The 23881-nt window shown below is 63.3% G+C and carries 20 protein-coding genes; 2 read left to right on the top strand and 18 right to left on the bottom strand.

The window, feature by feature from the left end:
• Positions 1–6: 6 nt before the first annotated feature.
• A complete protein-coding gene (locus NKJ17_RS06635) occupies positions 7–351 on the bottom strand; it encodes a hypothetical protein (RefSeq protein WP_254818972.1) in 345 nt (114 codons plus the stop codon).
• A 36-nt stretch (positions 352–387) separates the two neighbouring features.
• Here NKJ17_RS06635 and NKJ17_RS06630 point away from each other — a divergent pair, with 36 nt between their 5' ends.
• A complete protein-coding gene (locus NKJ17_RS06630) occupies positions 388–2232 on the top strand; it encodes an aminopeptidase P family protein (protein WP_352505611.1) in 1845 nt (614 codons plus the stop codon).
• Here the strand turns inward: NKJ17_RS06630 and NKJ17_RS06625 are convergent.
• The 3 genes from NKJ17_RS06625 to NKJ17_RS06615 all read right to left on the bottom strand — a co-directional run bounded on the left by NKJ17_RS06625 (position 2222) and on the right by NKJ17_RS06615 (position 4450).
• Positions 2222–3106: a LysR family transcriptional regulator gene (locus tag NKJ17_RS06625; protein ID WP_352505610.1), complete on the bottom strand. Its 885-nt coding sequence runs from the start codon at positions 3104–3106 to the stop codon at positions 2222–2224. The genes NKJ17_RS06630 and NKJ17_RS06625 overlap by 11 nt on opposite strands.
• A 322-nt stretch (positions 3107–3428) precedes the next feature.
• On the bottom strand, positions 3429–3725 hold the full coding sequence (locus tag NKJ17_RS06620; RefSeq protein ID WP_254818975.1) for an AzlD family protein: 297 nt from the start codon (positions 3723–3725) through the stop codon (positions 3429–3431).
• Positions 3722–4450 carry an AzlC family ABC transporter permease gene (locus NKJ17_RS06615; protein WP_352687587.1) on the bottom strand — a complete coding sequence of 243 codons (729 nt, stop codon included), beginning with the start codon at positions 4448–4450 and terminating at the stop codon, positions 3722–3724. Before NKJ17_RS06615 ends, NKJ17_RS06620 begins: the two co-directional genes overlap by 4 nt.
• A 233-nt stretch (positions 4451–4683) precedes the next feature.
• Here NKJ17_RS06615 and NKJ17_RS06610 point away from each other — a divergent pair, with 233 nt between their 5' ends.
• On the top strand, positions 4684–5481 hold the full coding sequence (locus tag NKJ17_RS06610) for a class I SAM-dependent methyltransferase (protein WP_352505607.1): 798 nt from the start codon (positions 4684–4686) through the stop codon (positions 5479–5481).
• 16 nt (positions 5482–5497) lie between these two features.
• Here NKJ17_RS06610 and NKJ17_RS06605 read toward each other — a convergent pair whose 3' ends face one another.
• The 14 genes from NKJ17_RS06605 to murD all read right to left on the bottom strand — a co-directional run bounded on the left by NKJ17_RS06605 (position 5498) and on the right by murD (position 23880).
• The gene (locus NKJ17_RS06605) at positions 5498–6190 is read right to left on the bottom strand and encodes a DUF2461 domain-containing protein (protein ID WP_352687585.1); all 693 of its coding nucleotides are present in this window, start codon (positions 6188–6190) and stop codon (positions 5498–5500) included.
• On the bottom strand, positions 6190–8397 hold the full coding sequence (gene ligA / locus NKJ17_RS06600; protein WP_352505605.1) for an NAD-dependent DNA ligase LigA: 2208 nt from the start codon (positions 8395–8397) through the stop codon (positions 6190–6192). Before ligA ends, NKJ17_RS06605 begins: the two co-directional genes overlap by 1 nt.
• A gap of 239 nt (positions 8398–8636) precedes the next feature.
• Positions 8637–10310, bottom strand: a complete 1674-nt coding sequence (recN, locus tag NKJ17_RS06595) for a DNA repair protein RecN (protein WP_352505604.1) — start codon at positions 10308–10310, stop codon at positions 8637–8639.
• Positions 10311–10323: 13 nt separating this feature from the next.
• The gene (locus tag NKJ17_RS06590; protein WP_254818981.1) at positions 10324–11193 is read right to left on the bottom strand and encodes an outer membrane protein assembly factor BamD; all 870 of its coding nucleotides are present in this window, start codon (positions 11191–11193) and stop codon (positions 10324–10326) included.
• 204 nt (positions 11194–11397) lie between these two features.
• Positions 11398–12345, bottom strand: coding sequence for a UDP-3-O-acyl-N-acetylglucosamine deacetylase (gene lpxC / locus NKJ17_RS06585; protein ID WP_352505603.1), 948 nt, complete (start codon positions 12343–12345; stop codon positions 11398–11400).
• Positions 12346–12624: 279 nt separating this feature from the next.
• Complete coding sequence (gene ftsZ / locus NKJ17_RS06580) at positions 12625–14295, bottom strand: cell division protein FtsZ (protein ID WP_254818983.1); 1671 nt, start codon at positions 14293–14295, stop codon at positions 12625–12627.
• A gap of 67 nt (positions 14296–14362) precedes the next feature.
• Positions 14363–15670: a cell division protein FtsA gene (gene ftsA / locus NKJ17_RS06575; protein ID WP_254818984.1), complete on the bottom strand. Its 1308-nt coding sequence runs from the start codon at positions 15668–15670 to the stop codon at positions 14363–14365.
• Positions 15667–16608, bottom strand: coding sequence for a cell division protein FtsQ/DivIB (locus NKJ17_RS06570; protein WP_352687582.1), 942 nt, complete (start codon positions 16606–16608; stop codon positions 15667–15669). The genes ftsA and NKJ17_RS06570 overlap by 4 nt, the downstream gene beginning before the upstream one ends.
• Entirely contained in the window at positions 16596–17522 is a 927-nt protein-coding gene (locus NKJ17_RS06565; RefSeq protein WP_254818986.1) for a D-alanine--D-alanine ligase, read from the bottom strand. Before NKJ17_RS06565 ends, NKJ17_RS06570 begins: the two co-directional genes overlap by 13 nt.
• A 312-nt stretch (positions 17523–17834) precedes the next feature.
• Positions 17835–18800, bottom strand: coding sequence for a UDP-N-acetylmuramate dehydrogenase (gene murB / locus NKJ17_RS06560; protein ID WP_352687580.1), 966 nt, complete (start codon positions 18798–18800; stop codon positions 17835–17837).
• Complete coding sequence (gene murC, locus NKJ17_RS06555; protein WP_254818988.1) at positions 18797–20203, bottom strand: UDP-N-acetylmuramate--L-alanine ligase; 1407 nt, start codon at positions 20201–20203, stop codon at positions 18797–18799. Before murC ends, murB begins: the two co-directional genes overlap by 4 nt.
• A complete protein-coding gene (gene murG, locus NKJ17_RS06550; RefSeq protein WP_352687578.1) occupies positions 20200–21327 on the bottom strand; it encodes an undecaprenyldiphospho-muramoylpentapeptide beta-N-acetylglucosaminyltransferase in 1128 nt (375 codons plus the stop codon). Before murG ends, murC begins: the two co-directional genes overlap by 4 nt.
• A gap of 1 nt (position 21328) precedes the next feature.
• Positions 21329–22480, bottom strand: a complete 1152-nt coding sequence (gene ftsW / locus NKJ17_RS06545) for a putative lipid II flippase FtsW (protein WP_023676765.1) — start codon at positions 22478–22480, stop codon at positions 21329–21331.
• Entirely contained in the window at positions 22480–23880 is a 1401-nt protein-coding gene (gene murD / locus NKJ17_RS06540; RefSeq protein ID WP_352687576.1) for a UDP-N-acetylmuramoyl-L-alanine--D-glutamate ligase, read from the bottom strand. Before murD ends, ftsW begins: the two co-directional genes overlap by 1 nt.
• Between the last annotated feature and the right edge of the window lies 1 nt (position 23881).

Raw genomic sequence — 23881 nt, 5'->3', positions numbered from 1 at the left:
TCGGACCTAGCGCGAGTTCGCCGCTTTCTTCAGCTGTTCGCGATCGTAGCCGTGAGCTTTCAGCGTTTCGTCATCAAAGCCAAGCAGAACGCCGCTCACATACCGGCTCGCTTCGCGCTGGCGAGCTTCGATCAGCGCTTTCACAGCGTTTCTGAAAAATCCGCGTCTGGCTGAAATCGAGGACATGACGGTCTCCTTTGCAGGGCAACAGGACTTTTCCTCCACGTTAAGAAGGTAAGCTCTGCTGACGCTTTTTGAAATCGCCGATTCTGCATGGCCTCCATGCACAAAAAGACACTGCGGCGACCAGGGATGATCGTTCCGAAAATCGATTCCGATTTTCGAAGTCATGCGCTACGGTCGCGCCATCATTCGAGGAGAGCCGACATGTTCCAGTCCTTCGATTCCGCCGGCGATCCGGCCGTTGGCAAGCCGCGCGTGGCAATGCTGCGCCAATGGTTGGCGTCGAACGGGCTGGATGGCTTCATCGTGCCCCGTGCCGACGAGCACCAGGGCGAATATGTCGCCGACCGCTCGGCACGGCTGAAATGGCTGACCGGCTTCAGCGGCTCGGCCGGTGTCGTCATTGTACTTGGCGAGCGCGCCGTCATGTTTGTCGACGGGCGCTACACGCTGCAGGTGCGCCAGGAGGTCGATCTCGACATCTTTTCGATCGAGAGCCTTGTCGACAACCCGCCGGCCAACTGGATCAAGGACAATCTCGGCAAGGGCGTGCGATTGGGCTTCGATCCGTGGCTGCATACGATCAGCGACGTCAAGGCGCTGAAAGCCTCGGCCGAGAAATCCGGCGCGACACTGGTGCCGCTCGAAGAGAATCCGATCGACGCGATCTGGCAGGACCAGCCTGGACCGCCACTGGCGCCGGTCGAGATCCACCCGATCGGCTTTGCCGGCGAACTGGCTAAGGACAAGCTGGTGCGGCTGGCAGCGGCCATCGAGAAGGATGGCGCCACCCATGCCGTGCTGACCGACCCCTCCTCGATTGCCTGGGCCTTCGACATCCGTGGCGGTGACGTACCGCACACACCGCTGGCGCTCGGCTTTGCCGTGCTGGCCGCCGACGGCTCGCATCTGCTTTTCATGGACCAGCGCAAGTTTTCGCGCACCGTTGCGGCCTACCTGACGCAGCTCGCCGAATTGCACGAACCAGGTGAATTCGGATCGGCAATCGTCACCCGGGCCAAGGGCGGCGCAAAAATCGCGCTGGACCCGGTTCTCGCGGCGGACAAGCTCAGAATGCTGGTCGAGGATAATGGCGGCACCGTCATTGCCACGGCCGATCCGGCCCGCATTCCACGCGCAACAAAGAACAAAGCTGAGATCGCCGGCGCCCGCGCCGCACATCGCCGCGACGGCGCCGCGGTCGCCAAGCTGCTGTGCTGGCTCGACCGCCAGAAGCCCGGCACGCTCGACGAAATCGCCGTTGTCACCAGGCTTGAGGAGACGCGCCGTCAGACCGGCGAAGAAACGCAGATGCCGCTGCGCGACGTATCGTTCGACACCATCTCCGGCGCCGGCCCTAACGGCGCCATCATGCACTACCGCGTCTCCCGCGCCACCAATCGCAAGCTGGGGGATGGCGAGCTGTTCCTGCTCGATTCCGGCGGGCAGTACCAGGACGGCACCACCGACATCACCCGCACCGTGCCGATCGGCGCGCCGACCGAAGAGATGCGCGAACGCTTCACGCTGGTGCTGAAAGGCATGATCGGCATCTCCATGCTGCGCTTTCCCCAGGGCACGCGCGGCTCCGAAATCGATGCGGTGGCGCGCCTGGCGCTATGGAGACACGGCTGCGATTTCGCCCATGGTACCGGGCACGGTGTCGGGTCCTATCTTGCCGTGCATGAGGGCCCGCAACGTATCGCCAAGACCGGCACCGAAAAGCTGCTAGCCGGCATGATCCTCTCCAACGAGCCCGGCTATTACAAGGAAGGTTCCTACGGCATCCGCATCGAGAACTTGATTCTGGTGACACCGGCCGAGGCAATCGAGGGCGGCGACATCGCCATGCACGGCTTCGAGACACTGACGCTGGCGCCGATCGACAAGCGGCTGGTCCGATCGGACCTTTTAACCCGCGACGAGTTGCATTGGCTTGACGAATACCATGCGCGCGTACTGGCCGAGATTGGACCGATGCTCGACGGCGAAACGCTGGCCTGGCTGGAAAAAGCAACCGCCCCTCTGCCGCACGACTTCAAGCAATAGCCGCGGCCGCAACGCCGAGTGACAGACTTTGCTCCGCAAGCAGTCCCTGCAAAGCCGTGACGTTGGGAGAATCGGCTCCCTTGCGCCAAAACAACACCGTGACGGCGTTGTCTTCGTCAGCGGGCAGTTCGTGCAGATTTAGCCAGTGGCTCTCTGGGAAACCCGAAAGCACACTTTTCGGCATCAGCGCTATGCCCATGCCAGCCACCACGCAACCAAGGATGGCATGGTATGAACCAAGCTCGATGGTTTTCTCGGCCATGAACCCTCTTCGCGCATACCATTGTTCCAGCCGCCGGCGGTGCGGGCAGCCGTGCTCGAAGGCTATCATTGTTTTGGGCATGTCCAGGCGGTCGTCGATCGAAACGCGCGATGCCGCCGAGACAATGACCAGCTGCTCGTGAAATGCGGGCAGCTTTTCGAACGGAGCGTCGGCGATCGGCTCGGCGGCGAACGCTGCATCGAGGTCGCCGGCAAGCATGGCCGTCGCGAGAACCTGCGGATTGCCGGTGCGCAACTGGATTTCCACGTCGGGATGACGTGCGTGATATTCGGCGAGCAGACTTGGAAGCCGTGCCGCGGCGGTGCTCTCCATGGCACCTAGGCGAAGCGTGCCGCGCGGGCGTGGATCAAGCATCGCCGTTCGCGCCTCCTCTGCAAGCGCCAGCAACCGATCCGCATACCCGACCAATTTGTGACCGGCGGGCGATACGTGCAGGCGCTTGCCCTCCCGGATAAACAGCTGCACGCCGAGATCCTCTTCGAGCTGCCGGATGCGTGTGGTCACGTTCGATTGCACGCGAAACAGTTTTTCCGCCGCCCTGGTGATTCCGCCCTCGCGCACCACCGTGCGGAAGATGCGCAGATCGGCCAAGTCCATACATCTCTCCTGGAGAACATAACGATCTTAATTATTCATTTTAGCTGATTATGCCTTTCCCGTAAATCGCCGGTGTAGCTGCCGATGAACACGGCAAACCTGGCGAGATGGAAATGTCGCGTGAGCCCTTCGGCATCCAGCCGACCGATCTAAGCGCATTGACGCCGAAGCAGCGCGAAGCGCTCTATAGCGACGCCGTCCGTCGCGCCCACCAGAAGAGATCGGAGGCGATCCGGCTGAGCCTGTCGCGGGTCAGCGCCGCAATAGTCGCTGCGGTAAAGCGCATGTGTGCTCTCGCCGCCAAGGCAAAAGTCGATCAGCCGACGACCTGCCGCGCGAGGATCAGCACGGCAGCACCCGCCAGGAACATCGCCATAAGGCCGCCGCGCAGCGAGACCAGGCCGGCGACGACCAAGGCCCCCCATTCCGCCGGTCCGGCGCTCAGCGCTGCCGGCGCCACAAGCGTGGTCAGCACCGCCGCCGGCACGGCGTTCAGCCCGGCCTCAACACGCGGATGGATATGGTCGAAGCGTGAGATCACCAGATGACCGCCAATGCGTGTCAAATAGGTCGCGATCGAAGCGGCGACGATGATCCACAACGTCGTGCTCATGGTCGTACCTCCACGCCGCTGTGGCGGGGCGGCAGGATGACGGCGAGCAGCACGCCGGCCAGCGCGCCGATGGAGACATGCCAGGGCGAGCCGACCGTCTTGTAGGCAATGATGGAGGCGGCAGCGCTTGCGACGACCACCGGCAGCCACAGCGGCCGCTTGCGGAAGCTCATGACCAGGCCGAGAAAATAGATCGGCAGCAGGAAGTCGATGCCCAGCGCGTGGGTGTCGGGAATAAGTTTGCCGAACACCGCCCCGAGCGCGCTTTCGATGACCCAGAACACGTAGACCGGCAGCCCGAGCCCCATATACCAGGCAAAGCCGACGGTCTCGCCGGCCTCCGCCTTGCGCTCGGCCACCGCGAACTGCGGATCGGTCAGCACGAAGTAGCCTATCGCCTGCTGCACCAGCGGCCAATGCGCGATTCGCCGGCCGATACCGGCCGAATAGAGCACATGCCGAAAATTCACGGCGAAGATCGACAGCACGATCAGCCACGGCGCGACATGCTGCCCGAACAGCTCGATGCCGACCATCTGGCTGGCGCCGCCGAACACCGTCGCGCTCATCAAGAACGCCTCGATCACGGAAAAGCCGTTGTCGACGGCGAGCGCCCCGAACAGCAATGCAAACGGTGCCGACGCCACCACGACGGGCATGCTCAGCCGCACGCCGTCCCAGAAATCGCTTCTCGCACCGTTTTCGGAGATTGCTTCCGCCGACATCGACCGCTCCTTGGGAAGGGCCGTATGTAGAGAGGGCGGTCCGGCTTGTCACACCAATTCGCTTGAGGCAAACGATCAGCGGAAATGATAGCTGAAGCATCGCGGCAAGTTCGCTTCCAGACTTGTGGACAAAATCAGAGGCTTGGTACCTGAGCGCATATTCGTTGGCGACGATCGGTCCTTGCCGAAGCGACGGCCATAGACCAACCTGCTGGGCCGGACAGGTGGTTCCAATGAGCGAATTTTTCATCGATCCAAAATTCGGCCGCCTGGCCTTCGGCGCCGATCCCGGCAGCTATCACGCGACGCGACCTGGGTATCCTGATTGGGTATTCGAAATTCTATGTGAGCGGTGCCGTCTCGCGCATGGCACGGCGACGTTCGAGATTGGCGCAGGTACAGGAACTGCAACGCGCCGCTTACTCGAACTGGGCGCGAGCCCGTTGCTCGCCATTGAGCCGGATTCCCGCCTCGCGACTTTCCTTTGCGAGACTATTCAGGACAAGGCGCTCTCGGTGAGCGTCTCTGCGTTTGAGGATGCCGTCCTTGAGAAGGCCGGTTTTGATCTCGGTGTCAGCGCCACTGCCTTTCATTGGCTGGATGAGGACACGGCGCTGATCAAGGTCGCAGAGCTGCTTCGGCCGGGCGGCTGGTGGGCAATGGTCTGGAATGTATTCGGCGACGACAGTCGCCCCGATCCCTTTCATGATGCGACCAAGGCGCTGCTTGACGGGCCTTCGAGCCCGTCGGCGGGCTCAAATGGTATTCCGTTCGCCCTTGATGCCGAGGCCCGCGTGGCGGCACTGGAGCGAACCGGCGCGTTCGATGCCATCGAACATCGGACAAGTGTCTGGTCGCTCGTCCTCGATCCTGACCAGACGGTCGCCCTCTATGCCACTTTTTCCAATATCAACATCCGCAGTGACCGCGAAGCAATCCTGGCGGAGCTGGGTCGCATCGTCCGCGACGAGTTCCAAGGCTCCATAACCCGCAACATGACCACCAGCCTCTACACTGCGCGGCGCAGCTGACCGTCTGACTTTTCCGCTAGCGCTGCGAAGCCTTGCCTTCGATCGCCCTGCCCCAGTCGAGCAGCGGTTTTGCCCGCATGACGAAGTCGACGAGTTCGTCGACCAATCCAGCTCCGTAGATATCCGCCGGCTCGATTGCGTGCCGGACGGCGAAATGCCGGTTGCGGATGGCGGCCACGAGATCGGGCTCGATAACGTGCTCGAAGCCGCGCGGCGTGCGCTTCATACAGCCGTCCGGGTCGAGCTCGAGATCATTCTTCTTCAGCGCCGCGACGAGCGTGCGGAACTCAGCGGGCCGCTTTGCGATGGCGTTGCGCAGCGCCAGCAATAGCTCCGGTCCGGGCTGCCACCAGGCAACAGCGGCAAAGCAGCGCTCGAGCCCGATGTGGATGTAAAACACGCCCTGTTCCATCTTGGTGCCGTCGGGCGAAAGGATCGCCGACAGATGCCGGTTGTAAGGCCGTTTGTCCTTGGCGAAACGCACGTCGCGATTAATCCGGAACAGCGACTTCTTGCGGTCGCCGCGCAGGCCGAGCCCCAATGCCGTGAAGCGCTCGGAGAGCGCCTCGACCAGATCGCCGAAGCGATTGCGCAGGTCCCGCTCGAAGAGCTCGCGGTTTTCCAAAAACCACTCCCGGCTCTGATGAAAATCCAGTGCCTTGAGGAAGGGAATGGCCTTGCCACCGAAACCATTGAATTCAGCCGGCATCACGAGCCCTTGCCGATCCGCTCGAGCCAGGCATCCTCATCGATGACTTCGATACCGTGTTCGGCAGCCAGCTTGAGCTTGGAGCCAGCACCGGGCCCGGCGACGACGAGGTCGGTCTTCGCGGAAACCGAGCCGGCGACCTTCGCGCCGAGACGTTCAGCCATCGCCTTGGCCTCGGGGCGCGTCATCTTTTCGAGCGTGCCTGTAAACACGATCGTCTTGCCGGCGACCGCACTATCGGCTGAGACGTTCACGATGTACGGCTTCGGGTGGACCTGTGTGAGCAGCGCTTCAAGCACGGCGTCGTTGCGTTCATTGCCGAAGAAATCGCGAAGAGCGCCTATCACGCTATCGCCGATGCCGTTGATCGAAGGAAAAACGCTGTGTGGATCGGCTGCCGCTGCTGTCTCCTTGCCAATGCGGATCAACTCCTCGACCGTCGAGAAGGTTCGGGCGAGCACAGCGGCCGTCGTTTCGCCGATATGGCGGATGCCCAGCGCAAAGATGAAGCGATCGAGTTCCGGTTCGCGGCGAGCGTCGATGGCAGCGAAGAGCTTGTCGAGACCTTCATAGTTGCGTTCTTCGACACCGCGTACATTCTTCCGCGTTTTGCCCGATGCGGCCTCACGCTGTCTGGCCTGCTCCTCCCGCCGCTCCGCCAATGCCTTGATGACGGCGGGACGGCGATCCCGGAGAGTGAAGATATCGGCTGCTGTCTTGACCAACCCGGCATTGAAGAACAGGTCAATGTTTTCAGCGCCCAGGCCTTCGATATCCATGGCGCCGCGTGACACGAAGTGACGCAATCCTTCCACGGCCTGGGCGGGGCAGATCAGCTCGCCGGTGCAACGTCGGCGGGAATCTTCCTTGCCGGTCTTCTCGTTGATCTCGCGCGTTGCCGGCGAGCCGCAGATCGGGCATTTGTGCGGGAATTCGTAGGGCACGGCGTCTGGCGGACGCTTGTCGACGACGACGCTGACGATCTGCGGAATGACGTCCCCCGCCCGCTGGATGACCACCGTGTCGCCGATACGTATGTCGTTGCCGTCGCGGATCGGCTGGCCGTTGCTGTCCAGACCCTTGATGTAGTCTTCGTTGTGAAGCGTGACATTTTCGACCACGACGCCGCCGACCGTGATGGGGGCAAGCCGGGCAACCGGCGCCAGCGTACCGGTACGGCCGACCTGAATGTCGATCCTGCGCACGGTCGTCATCGCCTGTTCGGCCGGAAATTTGTGAGCGATGGCCCAGCGTGGTTCGCCGGTGACGAAGCCCCATCTGCGCTGCAGCTCCAATTGATCGACCTTGTAGACCACGCCGTCGATGTCATAGCCAAGCGAGGAGCGCTGGGCCTCGATGAGGTGATAATGCGCGATCAGTTCGTCGACCGACTTTGCCCGGACCATCAGTGGACTGACCTTGAACCCCCATTCCGCGAATTTTTGCACGGAATCGTATTGGGTCGGAGCTGGATCCTTCGAAGTATAGCCCCAGGCGTAGGCAAAGAATTTGAGGTTGCGGCTGGCGGTAACGGACGGGTCCTTCTGACGGAGCGACCCGGCCGCCGTATTTCGCGGATTGACGTAATCCTGGCCGCCGATCGCCGCCGAGCGTTGCTTCAGCGCCTCGAATTCCGCGTAGGTCATATAGACCTCACCGCGTATTTCGATGACCTCGGGCCAGCCCGATCCCTTCAAGGTCTTGGGAATGTCGGCGATGGTCTTGAGATTGGCGGTGATGTCCTCGCCGACGACGCCGTCGCCGCGCGTTGCCCCCTGCACGAACACACCGCCTTCATACCGCAGGGAAGCCGATAGCCCGTCGATCTTCGGCTCTGCCGTGAAGGCGATGTTCAGATCCTTGTCGCGATCAAAGAATCGCCGGCCCCGTTCTATGAAGTCCGCGACGTCCTGGTCGGTATAGGCCTTGGCCAGGCTGAGCATCGGTACCGCGTGCCGCACCTTGGCAAAACCTTCCGCCGGCGGCGCGCCGACCCTGCGCGAGGGCGAATCCTCGCGCACAAGATGCGGGAACCGCTGTTCGATGGCGAGATTGCGCCGGGTCAGCGCGTCATATTCCGCATCCGTGATTATCGGCGCGTCCTCGCCATGGTAGCGCCGGTCGTGCTCGGCGATCTCCTGCGCCAACCGCATCAACTCGCTTGCCGCCTCGCTTTCGCTGAGCGAACCGACTGGTTTTTCGTCCATGCACTGCTCCCTCCACGGTGGCGCGACACAATAGAACAGGATTCTCTCGTCAGGGAGAGACCAGACGCCGAAAATCATTCCTGAACAGCAGGATGGCGCCATACCCTGACTCAGGTCGCGAGCGCCGGAAACGAACTCGTCTGGAGCAATTCCAGGAAAACTGTGAAACGGTTTTCCGTCCGGAATTGCGCAAAACAAAGAGGTAGAGCGGTTCGGCGTTTCCGGAAGGATGAACCGCTCTAGGCTGCCGCGGTGTTCTCCCGCAGCAGCCGCTCGGCCGCCGCGCGCGCCTCGTCTGTAATGGTGGCGCCGGCGAGCATGCGTGCGATCTCTTCCTGCCGTGCCGCCCGGTCCATCTCGGCGATGCCGGTCGAGACCCGGTCGGCACCGCCTGATTTGGAGATGAGGAAATGCGTCGCCGCGCGCGCGGCCACTTGCGGTGCATGCGTGACCGAAAGGACCTGCACGCGTTTTGCCAGCCGCGCCAGCCGCTGGCCGATGGCGTCGGCAACCGCGCCGCCGACGCCGGTGTCAATCTCATCAAAGACCAAAGTCGGCGCCGACCCGCGATCGGCCAGCGCGACTTTCAACGCCAGCAGGAAGCGCGAAAGCTCGCCGCCGGAAGCGACCTTCATCATTGGGCCGGGCCTGGTGCCGGGATTGGTGCGCACCCAGAACTCGACCTGGTCGATGCCTTCTTCCATGCGGCTCTCGGCATCGCTTGCGATCTCGACGATGAACTCGGCCCGTTCGAGCTTCAGCGCCGGCAGTTCGGCCATTACCGCCTTGGTCAGCCCGACGGCCGCCGCATGGCGAAACGACGACAGCTGGGCCGCCGTAATGTCGTAGGCCTGGCGCGCCGCTGCAGCCTGTTTCTCCAGCGCATGCAGGCGCTCCTCGCCGGCGTCGAGATCGGCAAGGTCGGCAGCCATGGTGTCACGCAATTGCGCCAGGTCATCCACGGCGACGCTGTGCTTGCGCGAGGCGGCACGCAGCGAAAACAGCCGCTCCTCAGCCTTCTCCAGCCGCTGCGGATCATATTCGGTCGCGCGAAGTGCTGCTTCGACGCCCGACTGCGCCGCGTCGAGCGACAGCATCGCTTCGTCGAGCGATTTGACGACGTCCTCGAGCAGCCCCGGCGCTTCGGTCGCCTTTCGCTGCAGCCGCCTGAGCAGGCTGGCCAGTTGCGGCAAGGGCGAGGACGGGCCCGAGAGCACATCCTGCGCATCGTGGATTTCCGAGGCGATCTTTTCGGCACGCATCATCGAGGCGCGCAGTTCGGCCAGTTCGGTCTCTTCGCCCGGTTGCGGATCGAGCCTGGTCAATTCGGCGACCGCAGCACGCAGATAATCGGCCTCACGGGCAGCTGCCTCGACTTTGGCCCGGTGCCGTGAAAATTCCTGCTCGCAGGTACGCCAATGCCGCCACGCCTCGCCGGTTGCCCGAGCAGCGCCGAGATGGCCGCCGAAACTGTCGAGCAACTCGCGATGGGCGCCGGGATCGACCAAAGCGCGCTCGTCATGCTGGCCGTGGATCTCGACCAGCGCACGGCCGATGTCGCGCATCAGCGTCACGCTGGACGGCTGGTCATTGACGAACACGCGCGTGCGGCCGTCAGCCGTCTGGACGCGGCGCAGGATGATGTCGCCGTCGTCCTCGATGGCATTCTCGGCAAGCAGCATGCGAGCCGCGTGGTTGCGCGGTACGTCGAACACGGCGATGATCTGGCCTTGTGCCGCGCCATGCCGCACCAGCGAAGCGTCGCCGCGGGCGCCAAGCGCCAGCGACAAAGCGTCGAGCAGGATAGATTTTCCGGCGCCGGTTTCGCCGGTAAGGACCGAAAGGCCGGACGAGAAGTCGATGTCCAGCTTTTCGATCAGAACGATATCGCGGATCGACAGTCTGGAGAGCATGGTGACGCGCCGCTCAGGCGCCGGTGATCAGCTTCCCGGCCTTGGAGATCCACGATCCGGCATTCTCGCGCGGCTCGAGCCCACCACTCTGCAGGAGCTTGTAGGAGTCCTTGTACCACTGGCTGTCGGGATAGTTGGTGCCGAGCACGGCCGCAGCGGTCTGTGCTTCCGACGTCAGCCCCATCGCATAGTAGCTCTCGGTAAGACGCGCCAGCGCTTCCTCGACATGGCGTGTGTTGGAATAGTTCTCCACGACGTTGCGGAACCGTTTGACGGCCGCGATGTATTCGCGGCGCTCGAGATAGTAGCGGCCGATCTGCATCTCCTTGCCTGCGAGCTGATCGTTGGCGAAGCGGATCTTCTCCTTGGCATCATCGACATATTCGGAAGTCGGCCAGCGCGTCACCAGGTCCTGCATCGTCTGCGCGGTAAGACGCGCTTCCTTCTGGTCCTGGGTGACGTCCTTGATCTGGCGGTAGTAGCTCAGCCCGATAATATATTGGGCATAGGCTGCATCGTCGGTCGACGGGTAGAGGGTCAGGTAGCGCTTGGCCGAACCGATCGCCTCATCGTAATTGCCCTGACGGTAGTCGGCAAAGGCACCCATCACCATCGATTTGCGGGCGAATTCGGAATATGGATGCTGGCGGTCGACGGCATCGAACTTGCGGCTTGCCTCCTGCAGTCGCCCGGCATTCAGATTGGCGAGACCCTGATTGTAGAGCACGTCGGCCGGCTCGGTCTGATCGACATAGGTCGACAGGTCGACGTCCTTCTCGGACGACATGCAGGCCGACAGAAACAGCGATGGAACGACCACCGAAAGCGCCAGGAAAACAGCCCGCCGCAGCGCCTTCGATTGACCAACTCGCTTGAAAAACATGTTTGGATTCCGCCCTTTCGGCGTCATTTCAGTCGACGGCAGCAGCCATAAACCATAATTGCCTTGCCCGGCAACGCTATCCCCGGCCAATCGCACATTTTTGTGGCGGTTTGGCGCCACCTGGAAAGCCGTGTAATTTGGCCGGCCAGTGATGCATCCATGCAACACAGCTTGACCGCAACGTGGGCCGTAAGACCTTAAGAATCAGATCATCCAGGGCGCATAGAGGGGTGCGTTGACGGCGCTCATCTCCGCGGTACGCCCGCGCTCGCGGCGCGTCGTCTCGACGATCTCGAAAGCCGAACGGTCCGACAATAGACGGCGCAGCGCAGCGGCGTTCAGCCTGTGGCCACCACGATAGGAGCGGAAGCAGCCGATGAACCGGGCGCCGGCGAGCGCCAGATCGCCCATCGCATCCATGGTCTTGTGGCGCGCGAACTCGTTCGGATAGCGCAGGCCTCCGATGTTGATCACGCGGTTGTCGTCGCCGATCACCAGGGAGTTTTCCAACGAGGAGCCGAGCGCATAGCCGGCCGCCCACAGCCGCTCGACGTCCTTCATGAAACCGAAAGTGCGGGCCCGCGCGACGTCACGCCGGAAAATGTCGGCGTTCATGTCGGATGCAAAAAGCTGGCGCCCGATCGCCGGGCTTTCGAAATCGATCTCGATCTCGAAGCGCGTGCCGTCATAGGGCCGGAACTCCGCCCAGCAGGCGCCGTTCTCGATACGAACCGGCTTGACCACCCTGATGTAGCGACGCTTGACCGGCAGCGTTTCGATGCCTGCCTGGTCAATGGCCTCGACGAACATCACTGCGCTGCCGTCGAGGATAGGCACCTCATGGCCATCGATTTCGATGACGAGATTGTCGATCCCAAGCCCGAAAAGCGTCGCCATCAGGTGCTCGACGGTGGCGATGTGCTCGCCTTGCGGATCGCCGAGCATGGTGCAGAGGTCGGTGGCACCGACCTCGGAAACGAGCGCGCGAAATTCGTGGCTTCCGTTTGCATTCGAAAGCTGGAAGACGACACCCGTATCGGCGTCTGCCGGCAGGAAATGGACAGTGACCGGATTGCCACTGTGAACGCCGATGCCGGTCAGCGTCGCACGCGATTTAAGTGTCGTCTGATAGTCGTGCAAAACAATCCCCATAGCCCGTACTGCCTAGGTCCGCTTCATCTGCCCTGAGGGCGCGGCTCTTAATTGATCGGCAGGCAGGGCCACTTCCCCGAGACTCCCAGCAAACCGACTTTGGTCGGTGGCGAAGATAATGGTCCCGCGGGGAGACTCCAAATCACGGTTTCTTACTCGTTGTAACCGCGGCCCAGCGCGGGATTGCCGCATAAGTCTTTGTTTTAAAAGTATTTTTAATATTAACAGGCGAACAGTTTCCTGCTCGCCTGTTAACAACTGTTACGAACCGTTAACAGATCAATTGGCCTGTCGGCGCAGGAAGGCGGGAATCTCCAACTGATCGTCTTCCTGGACAGCCCGGCTCTGCGGCGTCAGGCGGCCCTGCTCATCCAGCTGGCCGCGACGCGGTGCGTAAAGCTGCGGATCCTGGCTGGCTAGGCGGCGCACTTCCGCCGGCGCCTGGCGCAGTTTCGGTTCGCGAGGCTGCGCCGGCTGCAGTCTTGCAGGTTCCTCTTCGCGGCGGGTCAAGCCGTTGGTCAGGCGCTTGAGCAAGCCCATCGGGCCGCTGTTCTCGTGGTCGGCCGGGCGGGCCTTGGCTTCCACTTCGGCCTTCACCTGCGGCGGGAAATCCTCGACCCGCGGCATGCGCTGGGGTGCCGCGGCAACCGGCTGCGGCATTTCACGATGCGGAGCGGGCTGCATCGCTTGCTGAACCGCCGGCTGCATCATTGGCTGCGGCTGAGCGGGAGGCGCCTGGAAGATCTTGCTCTGCGGACGGAAGTCTTCCGCATGGGCGACCGGTGCCGGGCGGGCCTGCGCCATCGCTGCCGCATTCGCCTCGGCGAGCTGAATGGCCTCGGCGACCGGATCGGCAGCACGTGGTTCATAGATCGGTTGCTGGACAGGCGCCGGGCGCATTTCCGTGACCTGGGCCGCCGGGCGGCTGACCGGCTTCGGCGGAGCCGCGCGGATGGCGATCGGCGCGGCAGCGATTTCGGCCGCCGATTTGTCGATGCCGGTGGCGACCACCGACACGCGGATAACGCCTTCGAGTTCCTCGTCGAAGGTGGCACCCAGAATGATGTTGGCGTCCTGGTCGACCTCTTCGCGAATGCGGGTTGCGGCCTCATCGACTTCGAACAGGGTCAGGTCGCGGCCGCCGGTGATCGAGATCAGCAGGCCCTTGGCGCCCTTCATCGAGGTCTCGTCGAGCAGCGGGTTGGCGATGGCGGCTTCAGCCGCGGCCATTGCGCGGCCCTCGCCCGAAGCCTCGCCGGTTCCCATCATCGCCTTGCCCATTTCGCGCATGACCGAGCGGACGTCGGCGAAGTCGAGATTGATCAGGCCTTCCTTGACCATCAGGTCGGTAATGCAGGCAACGCCCGAATAGAGCACCTGGTCGGCCATGGCGAAGGCATCGGCGAAGGTGGTCTTGTCATTGGCCAGCCGGAACAGGTTCTGGTTGGGAATGACGATCAGGGTGTCGACGCATTTCTGTAGTTCCTCGATACCCATGTCGGCCGTCTTCATGCGGCGCTGGCCTTCGAAGTGGAACGGCTTGGTGACGACGCCGACGGTAAGGATACCCTTTTCGCGGGCAGCGCGGGCAACGACGGGAGCCGCCCCGGTGCCGGTGCCGCCGCCCATGCCGGCAGTGACGAAGCACATATGCGTGTTGGAGAGATGATCGATGATCTCATCGATGCACTCTTCCGCCGCCGCGCGCCCGACTTCAGGCTGCGATCCGGCGCCGAGACCCTCGGTGACATGCGCGCCGAGCTGGATCAGCCGCTCGGCCTTCGACATCGTCAGTGCCTGTGCGTCGGTGTTGGCCACCACGAATTCGACGCCGCGCAAGCCGGCGGTGATCATGTTGTTGACGGCATTGCCGCCGCCGCCGCCGACACCGAACACGGTGATGCGCGGCTTGAGCTCGGTGATGTCCGGCTTCTGCAGATTGATGGTCATTGTCTTCGTCCTTTGCCTTTCCCGCCGCTTCGCCGCCGCGGCCGCCTATGGGGCTGTCCCCGTCAAATTAAAAACTGTCTCTCAACCACTGACTCATTCGATGCAGTTTTCCGCCTGTTCCGGTCATCCGAAGACCGGAAATTCCCTTCGCCGGGCGGCTCTCGAAGCTCGCCATCTGCGGGTAGATCAGAAGCCCGACGGGCGTCGAAAAAGCCGGCCCCTTGGCCGCCTCGGGCAGGCCTGCCACGCCAAGCGGGCGTCCGATGCGCACATTGCGGCCGAGAATGCGGCGTGCTGCTTCGGGCAGGCCGGCAAGCTGGCTGGCGCCGCCGGTCAGCACCACACGCTTGCCGACGGCATTGCCGTAGCCGGACTTGTTCAGGCGGTCGCGCAGCAATTCCAGCGTCTCGTCGATGCGGGCGCGGATGATGCGTGTCATCACCGAGCGCGGGATCTGCAACGGCACCTCGCCGTCCTCGCCGATCGGATGGATGGAAACCAGGTCGCGGTCGTCGGCACTGCCAGGCAGCGCCGAGCCATGCATCACTTTCAGCCTTTCGGCGGCATCGAGCGAGGTCGACAGGCCCTTGGCCATATCCAGCGTGACGTGGTTGCCGCCGATCGCGATGGCGTCGCCGTGGACGAACTTGCCTTCCGAAAATACCGAGATCGTCGTCGTGCCGCCGCCCATGTCGATGCAGGCCGCGCCCATTTCGAGCTCGTCGTCGACCAGCGCGGCAAGCCCGCTGGCATAAGGCGTCGCCACCATGCGCTCGACCGACAGATGCGAGCGGTTGATGCAGAGCTCAAGATTGCGCAAAGGCGCCGCGTCGCCCGTCAGCACGTGCATGTCGACGCCAAGCTGGTCGCCAACCATGCCGCGCGGATCGCGCACACCGCGCTCGGCATCCAGAGAAAAGGCTACGGGAAGCGAATGGATCACCTCGCGCTCGGCCCGCAGAGCCTGCTTGGCGCCGGCGGCAAGCACGCGCTTGATGTCGGCCTCGTCGGCCTCATGGCCGCCGAGATTGATGGTGGCCGAAAAAGCCTCGCTCTTCAACCGGCCGGCAGTCATGTTGACGATCAGCGAATCGACCGTCAGTCCCGCCATGCGTTCGGCGGCGTCGACGGCAAGACGGATGGCGTGCTCGGCGCGGTCGAGATCGATGACGACGCCCGATTTCACGCCTTGCGATTTCTGGTGGCCGATGCCGATCACCTGGACGCGATGCGAGCGTCCGCGCAGCAGCTTGCCATCCTCGCGCGGCTTGAGCTTGGCCACCACGCAGCAGACCTTGCTGGAGCCGACATCCAGCACCGTCAAGATGCCGGACCGGCGCGCCGAAGCATCGCTATTGCCGCCAAGCCAGCTCATATTTTCGTCTCCGGCTTGCGCTTCAGCATCTTGGGCTTTTCGTTGAGCGCGGCCTCGCGCTGTGTCGCCGCCTCCGGCGTCAGCTGGACGACCAGACGATCGGAAAGGCGCATGTCGACGGCAGCGATGTCGCGCGTCAAAAGCCCGTTCTCGTGGTCCATCCTGACCAGGTCGGCAATCGCCTGATCCTCGCCGTCTTCGGGAAGTTTGATCGTGATGCCGTTTTCAAGCTTGAGATCCCAGCGCCGTTCGCCGATGCGGATATAGCCCTTGATCCGCGCGGCGAGCTCCGGATAATTCTTGATCTTCGCTAGGAAATCCGGCGCTTTGGCCGGTGCGCCGGTGCCGATGATCAGCGGCAGCAATATCTGCTTGCCGCCGGAGAACGGCGCAATGACGGCGCCGGATTTCTCGATGACCGAAAGCGCGCTGCCTTGCTGCCACAGCGCGAACGGCTCGCGCTCCTCGACGCGCACTTCCAGCGTATGCGGGTAGACCTTGCGCACTGCCGCGGCTTCGACCCAGGGTAGCGTGGTGATGCGTTCGCGCGCGGTTTCGGCGTCGAAGCCGATCAGCGAGGTCCAGCCGTCGAGTTCCAGCCTGTCGAGAATATCGATCTCGGATGTTTCGCGGTTGCCGACGACCTTGACCTGATCGACGGCAAAGCCGGTTCGGGCGGTGACACTCTGGACGATGGCGTCGGCATGTCCGCCGAGATAGGCGCCATAGGCACTGCTCGAAATAAGCAACGCCGCCGACAGCATGGCAGCGCAATAGGGCGGCGCTTCGAAGTCGCCCTCGCCGAGGCGCGCCAGCACGCGCACCGGCCGGCGGAGCAGGCGCGGCAGCACGAAATGGTCGAACGACAACGGCATGCCGAACAGCGCCGGCCCGGCCGCGCCCTTCCTCCTGCCCTGTCCCCACTTCAACGCAGACACGAAGCGTCCTCCACCATCCAACTCAACAAATCGCCGAACGAGTGTCCCGCTTGCGCGGCGATTTCCGGCACCAAAGACGTCGGCGTCATGCCCGGCTGGGTGTTGACCTCGAGCCAGACAATTTCGCCGTTTTCGGAGTGACGATCGTCATAACGGAAGTCCGATCGGGAAACGCCCCGACAGCCGATAGCTTGATGAGCCTTGAGTGCCAGTGTCTGTATTTTTTGGTAAATATTCGGTGAAAGTTTTGCCGGGCATTCGTGTTTTGATCCTCCCGCGACGTATTTTGAATCATAGTCGTAGAAGGAATGGCCGGTCGGGATGATCTCGCAGACACCGAGCGCCACATCGCCCATCACCGCGCAGGTCAATTCCCGCCCGTGCACATAACGCTCGACCATGACCGTATCGCCGTATCTCCACTCGGACGAGCCGATGATCTGCGGCGGATGCGACTGGCCTTCATGCACGATGACGACACCGAAGCTCGACCCTTCGTTGACCGGCTTGACCACATAGGGCGGCTTCATCGGGTGCTTGTTCTGGATGGCGAAGCGATTGGCCACCTTCGATTCCGCCACCGGAATGCCGGCCGCCTTGGCGACCTTCTTGGCCTGTTCCTTGTTCATCGCGAGCGCCGAGGCAAGCACGCCCGAATGCGTGTACGGAATGGCGAGGTACTCGAGGATGCCCTGGATGGTGCCGTCCTCGCCGAAAGGGCCGTGCAGTGCGTTGAAGACGACGTCAGGCTTGAGCGCGCTGAGCACCGAGCCGATGTCGCGCGAGACGTCGACGCGGGTGACCTGGTAGCCCTCTCCCTCGAGCGCATCGGCGCAGGCTTTGCCCGACGACAGGGACACGGGCCGCTCGGACGAGAATCCTCCCAGAAGGACGGCCACGTGCTTGCTTGTCATTCCCCGTCATTTCCTCTCGCAGCAGGCCTGCACTATCGTGCATGACCCGAAAAGCATCGCGCACACTCATACGCGCCGAGCAACTTCGCTCCGTGTTTCCGCAACATTGAGTCCGAGTCTCCCGGCAGGTTGCCCCCCAGACGGAAACGCGAGCAACGCGTCGAAACGACTCAAATCAGGAAACGCTTCAGGGCAGAGAATCAGAGAGTTGATTCGCTGGCAAGTGCTTACGATTCCGATGGATTCACTTTCCGCAAAAACGGCAGCAAAATGTGAATTCATGAGTCCGAAAAGCAACGGCGGTCGACTTGCCTAAAGCAACTGCCCAAGAAATTCCTGGACCGCATGGCCCGGCCGAAAATTACCGATGCGCTTGATCTCCCACTGCAGCCGGATGCCCGATTTTTCGAGCACGCGCGCACGCACCGTCTCACCGAGATATTCAAGCTCGTACCCGGTGGCGGTTCCGGTGTTGATCATGAAGTTGCAATGCATCGGCGACATCTGCGCCCCGCCGACCATCAGGCCGCGGCAGCCGGCCTTGTCGATTTCCTTCCAGGCCGAGGTGCCCTCGGGATTCTTGAAGGTCGAGCCTCCGGTTTTTTCGCGGATCGGCTGCACGGTCTCGCGATGGTTCTGGACAGCATCCATCGCGGCCTTGATCGCCGCCTTATCCTCTGGAACGCCTTCGAGCAGCGCCGATGTGAAGATCAGCCCCGACGGCGCCGCTGAATGGCGATAGGCATAGCCCATGTCGGCATTGCTCAGCGTATGAACATTGCCCTTGCGGTCGAGTGCCCGCACCTCGACCACACGCTCGCGTGTCTCGACGCCATTGGCGCCGGCGTTCATCCTCAGCGCTCCGCCAATGGCGCCGGGAATGCCGTGGTAGAAATGAAAGCCACCAATGCCGGCCTCGTAGGCAACGGCCGCAAGACGCTTGTCGGGCGTTGCGGCGCCCGCCTTGATCATGGTCGGCGCAATCACTTCGGTCTCGCCAAAGCCTTTGGCCGAAAGCCGGATGACGAAGCCCGCAACGCCGCCGTCACGGACAAGCAGGTTCGAGCCGACGCCGACGATGGTCAGTGGTATTTCCTCGGGCACCGCCTTCAGGAACGCGGCAAGATCGTCCTCGTCGGCCGGCTGGAACAATGCGTCGGCGAGCCCGCCGGCTCGGAACCAGGTGATCTTGTCCATCTCGGCATTGGGCGTGATGCGGCCGCGCAGTCCGGCAAGCCGGTCGCCAAGCTTCTCGATCAACGCCTGGCCGCGCATCATGAGATGGTCCCGCCGAGTTCCCTGGGCAGCGCATAGGCCCATTGGGTGATGTTGCCGGCGCCGAGGAAAACGACGAAATCGCCCGGCTTCGCCACCTCGCGAACGATCGGCCCGATCGCCGCCGGACCTTCGATGTAGCGTGCGTCGCGATGGCCGCCGGAGCGGATGCGCGACACCAGTGCGTCGGACGTAACGCCGTCGATCGGTTCCTCGCCGGCCGCATAGACGGGCGCCACCATTACCGTATCGGCGTCGTTGAAGCAGACGGAAAACTCGTCGAACAGATCGCGCAGCCGGGTGAAGCGATGCGGTTGGGTAACGGCGATGATGCGGCCCTTGGTGGCGCTGCGCGCGGCCTTCAGTACCGCCGTGATCTCGACTGGATGATGACCGTAATCGTCGAACACATCGACACCGTTCCACGAACCGGTATGGGTGAAACGCCGCTTGACGCCGGCGAAGGACGACAGGCCCTTCTTGATTGCCTCAGCCGAAAGGCCGAGCTCATGCGCGACGGCAATCGCCGCCGTCGCATTGGAGACATTGTGACGTCCGGGCATGGGCAGCCGCAGACCTGATATCGTTATCTGGCCGTGCGTCTTGCGGTCGCGGATCACCACGTCGAATTCCGAGGTCGGGCCGTCCATGCGGTGATTGGTGAAGCGCACGTCGGCCTGCGCATTTTCGCCATAGGTGATGACGCGCCGGTCCTCGATGCGGGCGACCAGCGCCTGCACCTCGGGATGGTCGGTGCACATCACGCCGAAGCCGTAGAACGGCACATTCTCGACGAACTGACGAAACGCCTCGCGCACTTTGTCGAAGGAGCCGTAATGATCGAGATGCTCGGGGTCGATATTGGTGACGACGGCAATCTCGGCCGGCAGCCTGAGGAAGGTGCCGTCGCTCTCGTCGGCCTCGACCACCATCCATTCGCCGTCGCCCATGCGGGCATTGGTGCCATAGGCATTGATGATGCCGCCATTGATCACCGTCGGGTCGAGCCCGCCGGCTTCGAGTAGCGTCGCCACCATCGAAGTCGTCGTCGTCTTGCCATGCGTGCCGCCGATCGCGACCGCTTGGCGGAACCGCATCAACTCGGCCAGCATTTCGGCGCGCCGCACGATCGGCAGCAACTTCTCTCTCGCCGCCTTCAGTTCCGGATTGGATTTCTTGATTGCGGTGGAGACGACGACCACCTCGGCCTCGCCGAGGTTTTCGGCCTGGTGGCCGACGAAGCATTCGATGCCCTTGTCGCGCAGCCGCTGCACATTGGCGCTGTCGGCCTGGTCGGACCCTTGCACCTTGTAGCCGAGATTGTGCAGCACCTCGGCGATGCCGCTCATGCCGATGCCGCCAATGCCGATGAAATGCACGAGGCCGATCGTCTGTGGCATCTTCATGCGTGCGTCTCCTTCCTGAATTCCGAAACGGATTTCCTGGACGCAATAGCCTCTGTCAGATCGGCGAGCAACCGCGCGGCATCCGGTTTTCCGGACGATTTCGCCGCCGCGGCCATTGTCGCCGCCTTGCCTGGATCATCCATCAGCCCGCCGACAAGCACGGCGATCCGCTCCGCCGAAAGCGTGGATTGCGGATGCACCTCGGCGCCGCCCGCTGCCGCAAGGGCCGCCGCATTCGCCGCCTGGTCGTGGTCGAGCGCGTGCGGATAAGGCACCAGCAGCGCCGGCCGGCCGATCACCGCGATTTCCGATACGGTCGATGCGCCGGAGCGCGACATCACCAGATGCGCCGCCGCCAGCCGCGCCGCCATGTCGGTGAAGAAGGGCGACACCTCGGCCTCGATGTCAAGCGTGGCATAGGCCGCTTTCACCCGCGGCACATCGTCGGCGCGCGCCTGCTGGGTGATCGCCAGCCGCCTGCGCTGTGCATCGGAAAGCCGGGCGATCGCCGCCGGCACCGCATCGGAAAAGAACTGCGCGCCTTGACTGCCGCCAAACACCAGAAATCGGAACGGCTCTTCACCGGCCGATGCGGCATAAGGCGTCTTCGCCGCTTCCAGCACTTGCGGCCTGACCGGATTGCCGGTGGTCACCGTCTTGACGCCTGTAGCACTTGTGTCTTCCGGTAGGAAACCACCGGCAATAGCGTCGACGCGGCCGGCGAGCGCCCGGTTGGCACGGCCCATCACCGCGTTCTGCTCGTGGATCAGCGTCGGCACCTTGCGCCGGGTCGCCGCGTAAAGCGGCGGCAGTGTCGGATAACCACCGAAGCCGACCACGATGGCGGGCTTGATGCTGGCGATGACGGCCGATGCCTGCCGCACCCCGCGCCAGATTTTCCAAAATGCGGCGAGCACGGCAAAAGGATTTTTCGACCCCATCGTCGCCGACTGGATCGGATGGATGGCGGCCGCCGGGAACTGCCCGGCAAAGCGCTCGGCGCGTTCGTCCGTCGCCAGGTGCACCGCCCAGCCGCGCCCGGTCAGTTCGTGCGCCAGCGCCTCGGCCGGGAACAGATGTCCGCCGGTTCCGCCTGCCGCCAGAAGGATGACCCCCTTCGCCATCTCACTCCGCCGGCATCGCACGCGGCGACGGCATGAAGCCCAGCTGCTTGCGCTTTTCCGGGCGCTTGCGCGTCAGCGCCAGCACCATGCCCATCGAGATGGCGATCGCGATCTGCGAGGAACCGCCGTAGGAAATGAACGGCAGCGTCATGCCCTTGGCGGGCATCAGCTGCAGATTGACGGCCATGTTGATGACCGACTGCAGGCCGAAGACCGTGACCAGGCCGCCAACCGCATAGCGTGTGAAATCGTCCTGCTCCTTGAGTGCCGTGTTGAGGCCGCGCAGCACGATGAACCCGAAGATGGACATGATGAAGAAGCACATGATCAGCCCGAATTCCTCGCCGGCGACCGAGAAGACGAAGTCGGCATGGCTGTCGGGGATGACCCGTTTGACGGTGCCCTCGCCCGGCCCGACGCCGAACCAGCCGCCATTGATCAGCGCCTCGCGGCCCATGTCGACCTGGAACGTGTCGCCCTCGCCGGTCATGAAGCGGTCGATACGGCCGGCAACGTGCGGGAACACTGCATAGGCGGCGAACACGCCGCCGACGCCTGCAGCACCCAGCGCGACGATCCACAGCCACGGCAATCCGGCCATGAAGAACATCACCCCCCAGGTGCCGAGCACCAGCATGGTCTGCCCAAGGTCAGGCTGCGCCACCAGCAGCGAGATGACCAGTGCAAGCAGCAACATGGCGAACAAATTGCCCGGAATGTCGGGCTGGCGCTTGTGCTCGGCGAACAGCCAGGCGCAGATGATGACGAAGGCCGGTTTCAGGAACTCGGACGGCTGGATCGACAGGCCGGCTAGCGACACCCAGCGCCGCGCGCCCTTCACCTCGACGCCGATATAGAGCACCGCCACCATCAGAAACAGCATGATGCACAACATGACCAGCGCCATGCGCCGGATCTGCCTGGATTCAAGGAATGAGACGGCCAGCATTACCCCAAGCGCCGGAATGGTGAAGATAATCTGGCGTGTCGCGAAGTGGAAACTGTCGAGCCCGATGCGCTCGGCCACCGCCGGGCTTGCGGCGAAGGACAAAACGATGCCGAGCCCCATCAGCGACAGGAACGCCGCCAGGAACCAGCGATCGATCGTCCACCACCAGGTCGCCACAGGGCTTTTGTCGAGACGGCTTTGCATTATCGTGTCCCTCCGATGGGCTTCACGCCATCAATGGCGGTTGCGGCTTGCCTGAACGCCTCGCCGCGGACTTCGAAATTCTTGAACTGGTCGAAACTGGCGCAGGCCGGCGACAGCAGCACCACTGCCTCGCCGCTACTATCCCTGGCCGCATCGCGGGCGGCGTGTTCGACTGCCGCCGCCAACGTGCCTGATATCTCGTAGGGCACCGCTTCGCCCAGCGTCGCCGAAAAGGCCGGTGCGGCTTCGCCGATCAGATAGGCCTTGGCGATGCGCGGGAAGAAGCCGCGTAACGGCTCGATGCCGCCCTCTTTCGGCAGGCCGCCGGCAATCCAGTAGATACGCGCAAAGCTCGACAGCGCCGGTGCAGCGGCATCGGCATTGGTCGCCTTGGAATCGTTGACGAACAGCACATGCCCTTTGCGGCCGACCTGCTCCATGCGGTGCGCCAGCCCAGGGAAACTCTCCAGTCCGGATTGGATCTCGCCGAGCTCGAGCCCGACCTTGAGGCAGGCGGCGGCGGCGGCCAGCGCGTTCTGCGCATTGTGCTGGCCGCGCAACGAGCCGATGCCTTCGAGGAAGGCGACACGGCTGTAGCGGCCGTGCACGGCTTCCATTAAGTTGGTGCCGTCAGCGAAATAACCGTCGGTCAGCGGCAGGCGCTTGGAAATCCGAATGACCTGCCGGCCGGCCCGCTCCAGCCGATCGGCGATCTGGGCGCACCAGGAATCGTCGACACCGATGATTGCCGTCTCGCTGCCGGCCACCAGCCGCTCCTTGATCGAGGCGTAGTGTTGCATCGTGCCATGGCGGTCGAGATGGTCCGGCGTCAGGTTGAGCAGCACACCGGCCGTCGGATTGATCGAAGGGGCAAGATCGATCTGGTAGGAAGAGCACTCAACCACATAGTGCCGTTCAGGCTGCGGCGGATCGAGCGTCATCACCGCGCGGCCGATATTGCCGCCCATCTGCGTGTCGCGCCCAGCCGATTTTAGGATGTGCGCCGTCAGTGCCGTGGTCGTCGACTTGCCGTTGGTGCCGGTAATGGCAATGAAAGGTGCTGCCGGTGCCAGCAGCATCCGCTCGCGGCAGAAAAGCTCGATGTCGCCGATGATCTCCACGCCTGAGCCCCGCGCCAGCTCGACGGTCCAGTGCGGCTTGGGATGCGTCAGCGGCACGCCGGGCGACAGCACGAAGGCGGAAAACCTCGCCCAGTCCGCACCGCGCAGGTCCGCTGTCGTGATGCCGACCGCGCCGGCCTTGGCGACGCTATCGGGATTGTCGTCCCAGGCCAGCACATCCGCGCCGCCCTCGATCAGCGCGCGCGCCGTGGCAATCCCCGAGTCACCGAGCCCGAAGAGCGAAACGCGCTTGCCTGAAAAGGATGCGGCGGGGATCAAG

The sequence above is a fragment of the Mesorhizobium sp. M0208 genome (genome assembly GCF_040322015.1).
Classification (GTDB): Bacteria; Pseudomonadota; Alphaproteobacteria; order Rhizobiales; family Rhizobiaceae; genus Mesorhizobium.
The sequence above is the reverse complement of the archived record's forward strand: the minus strand, read 5'-3'. Positions and strand labels throughout refer to the sequence as shown.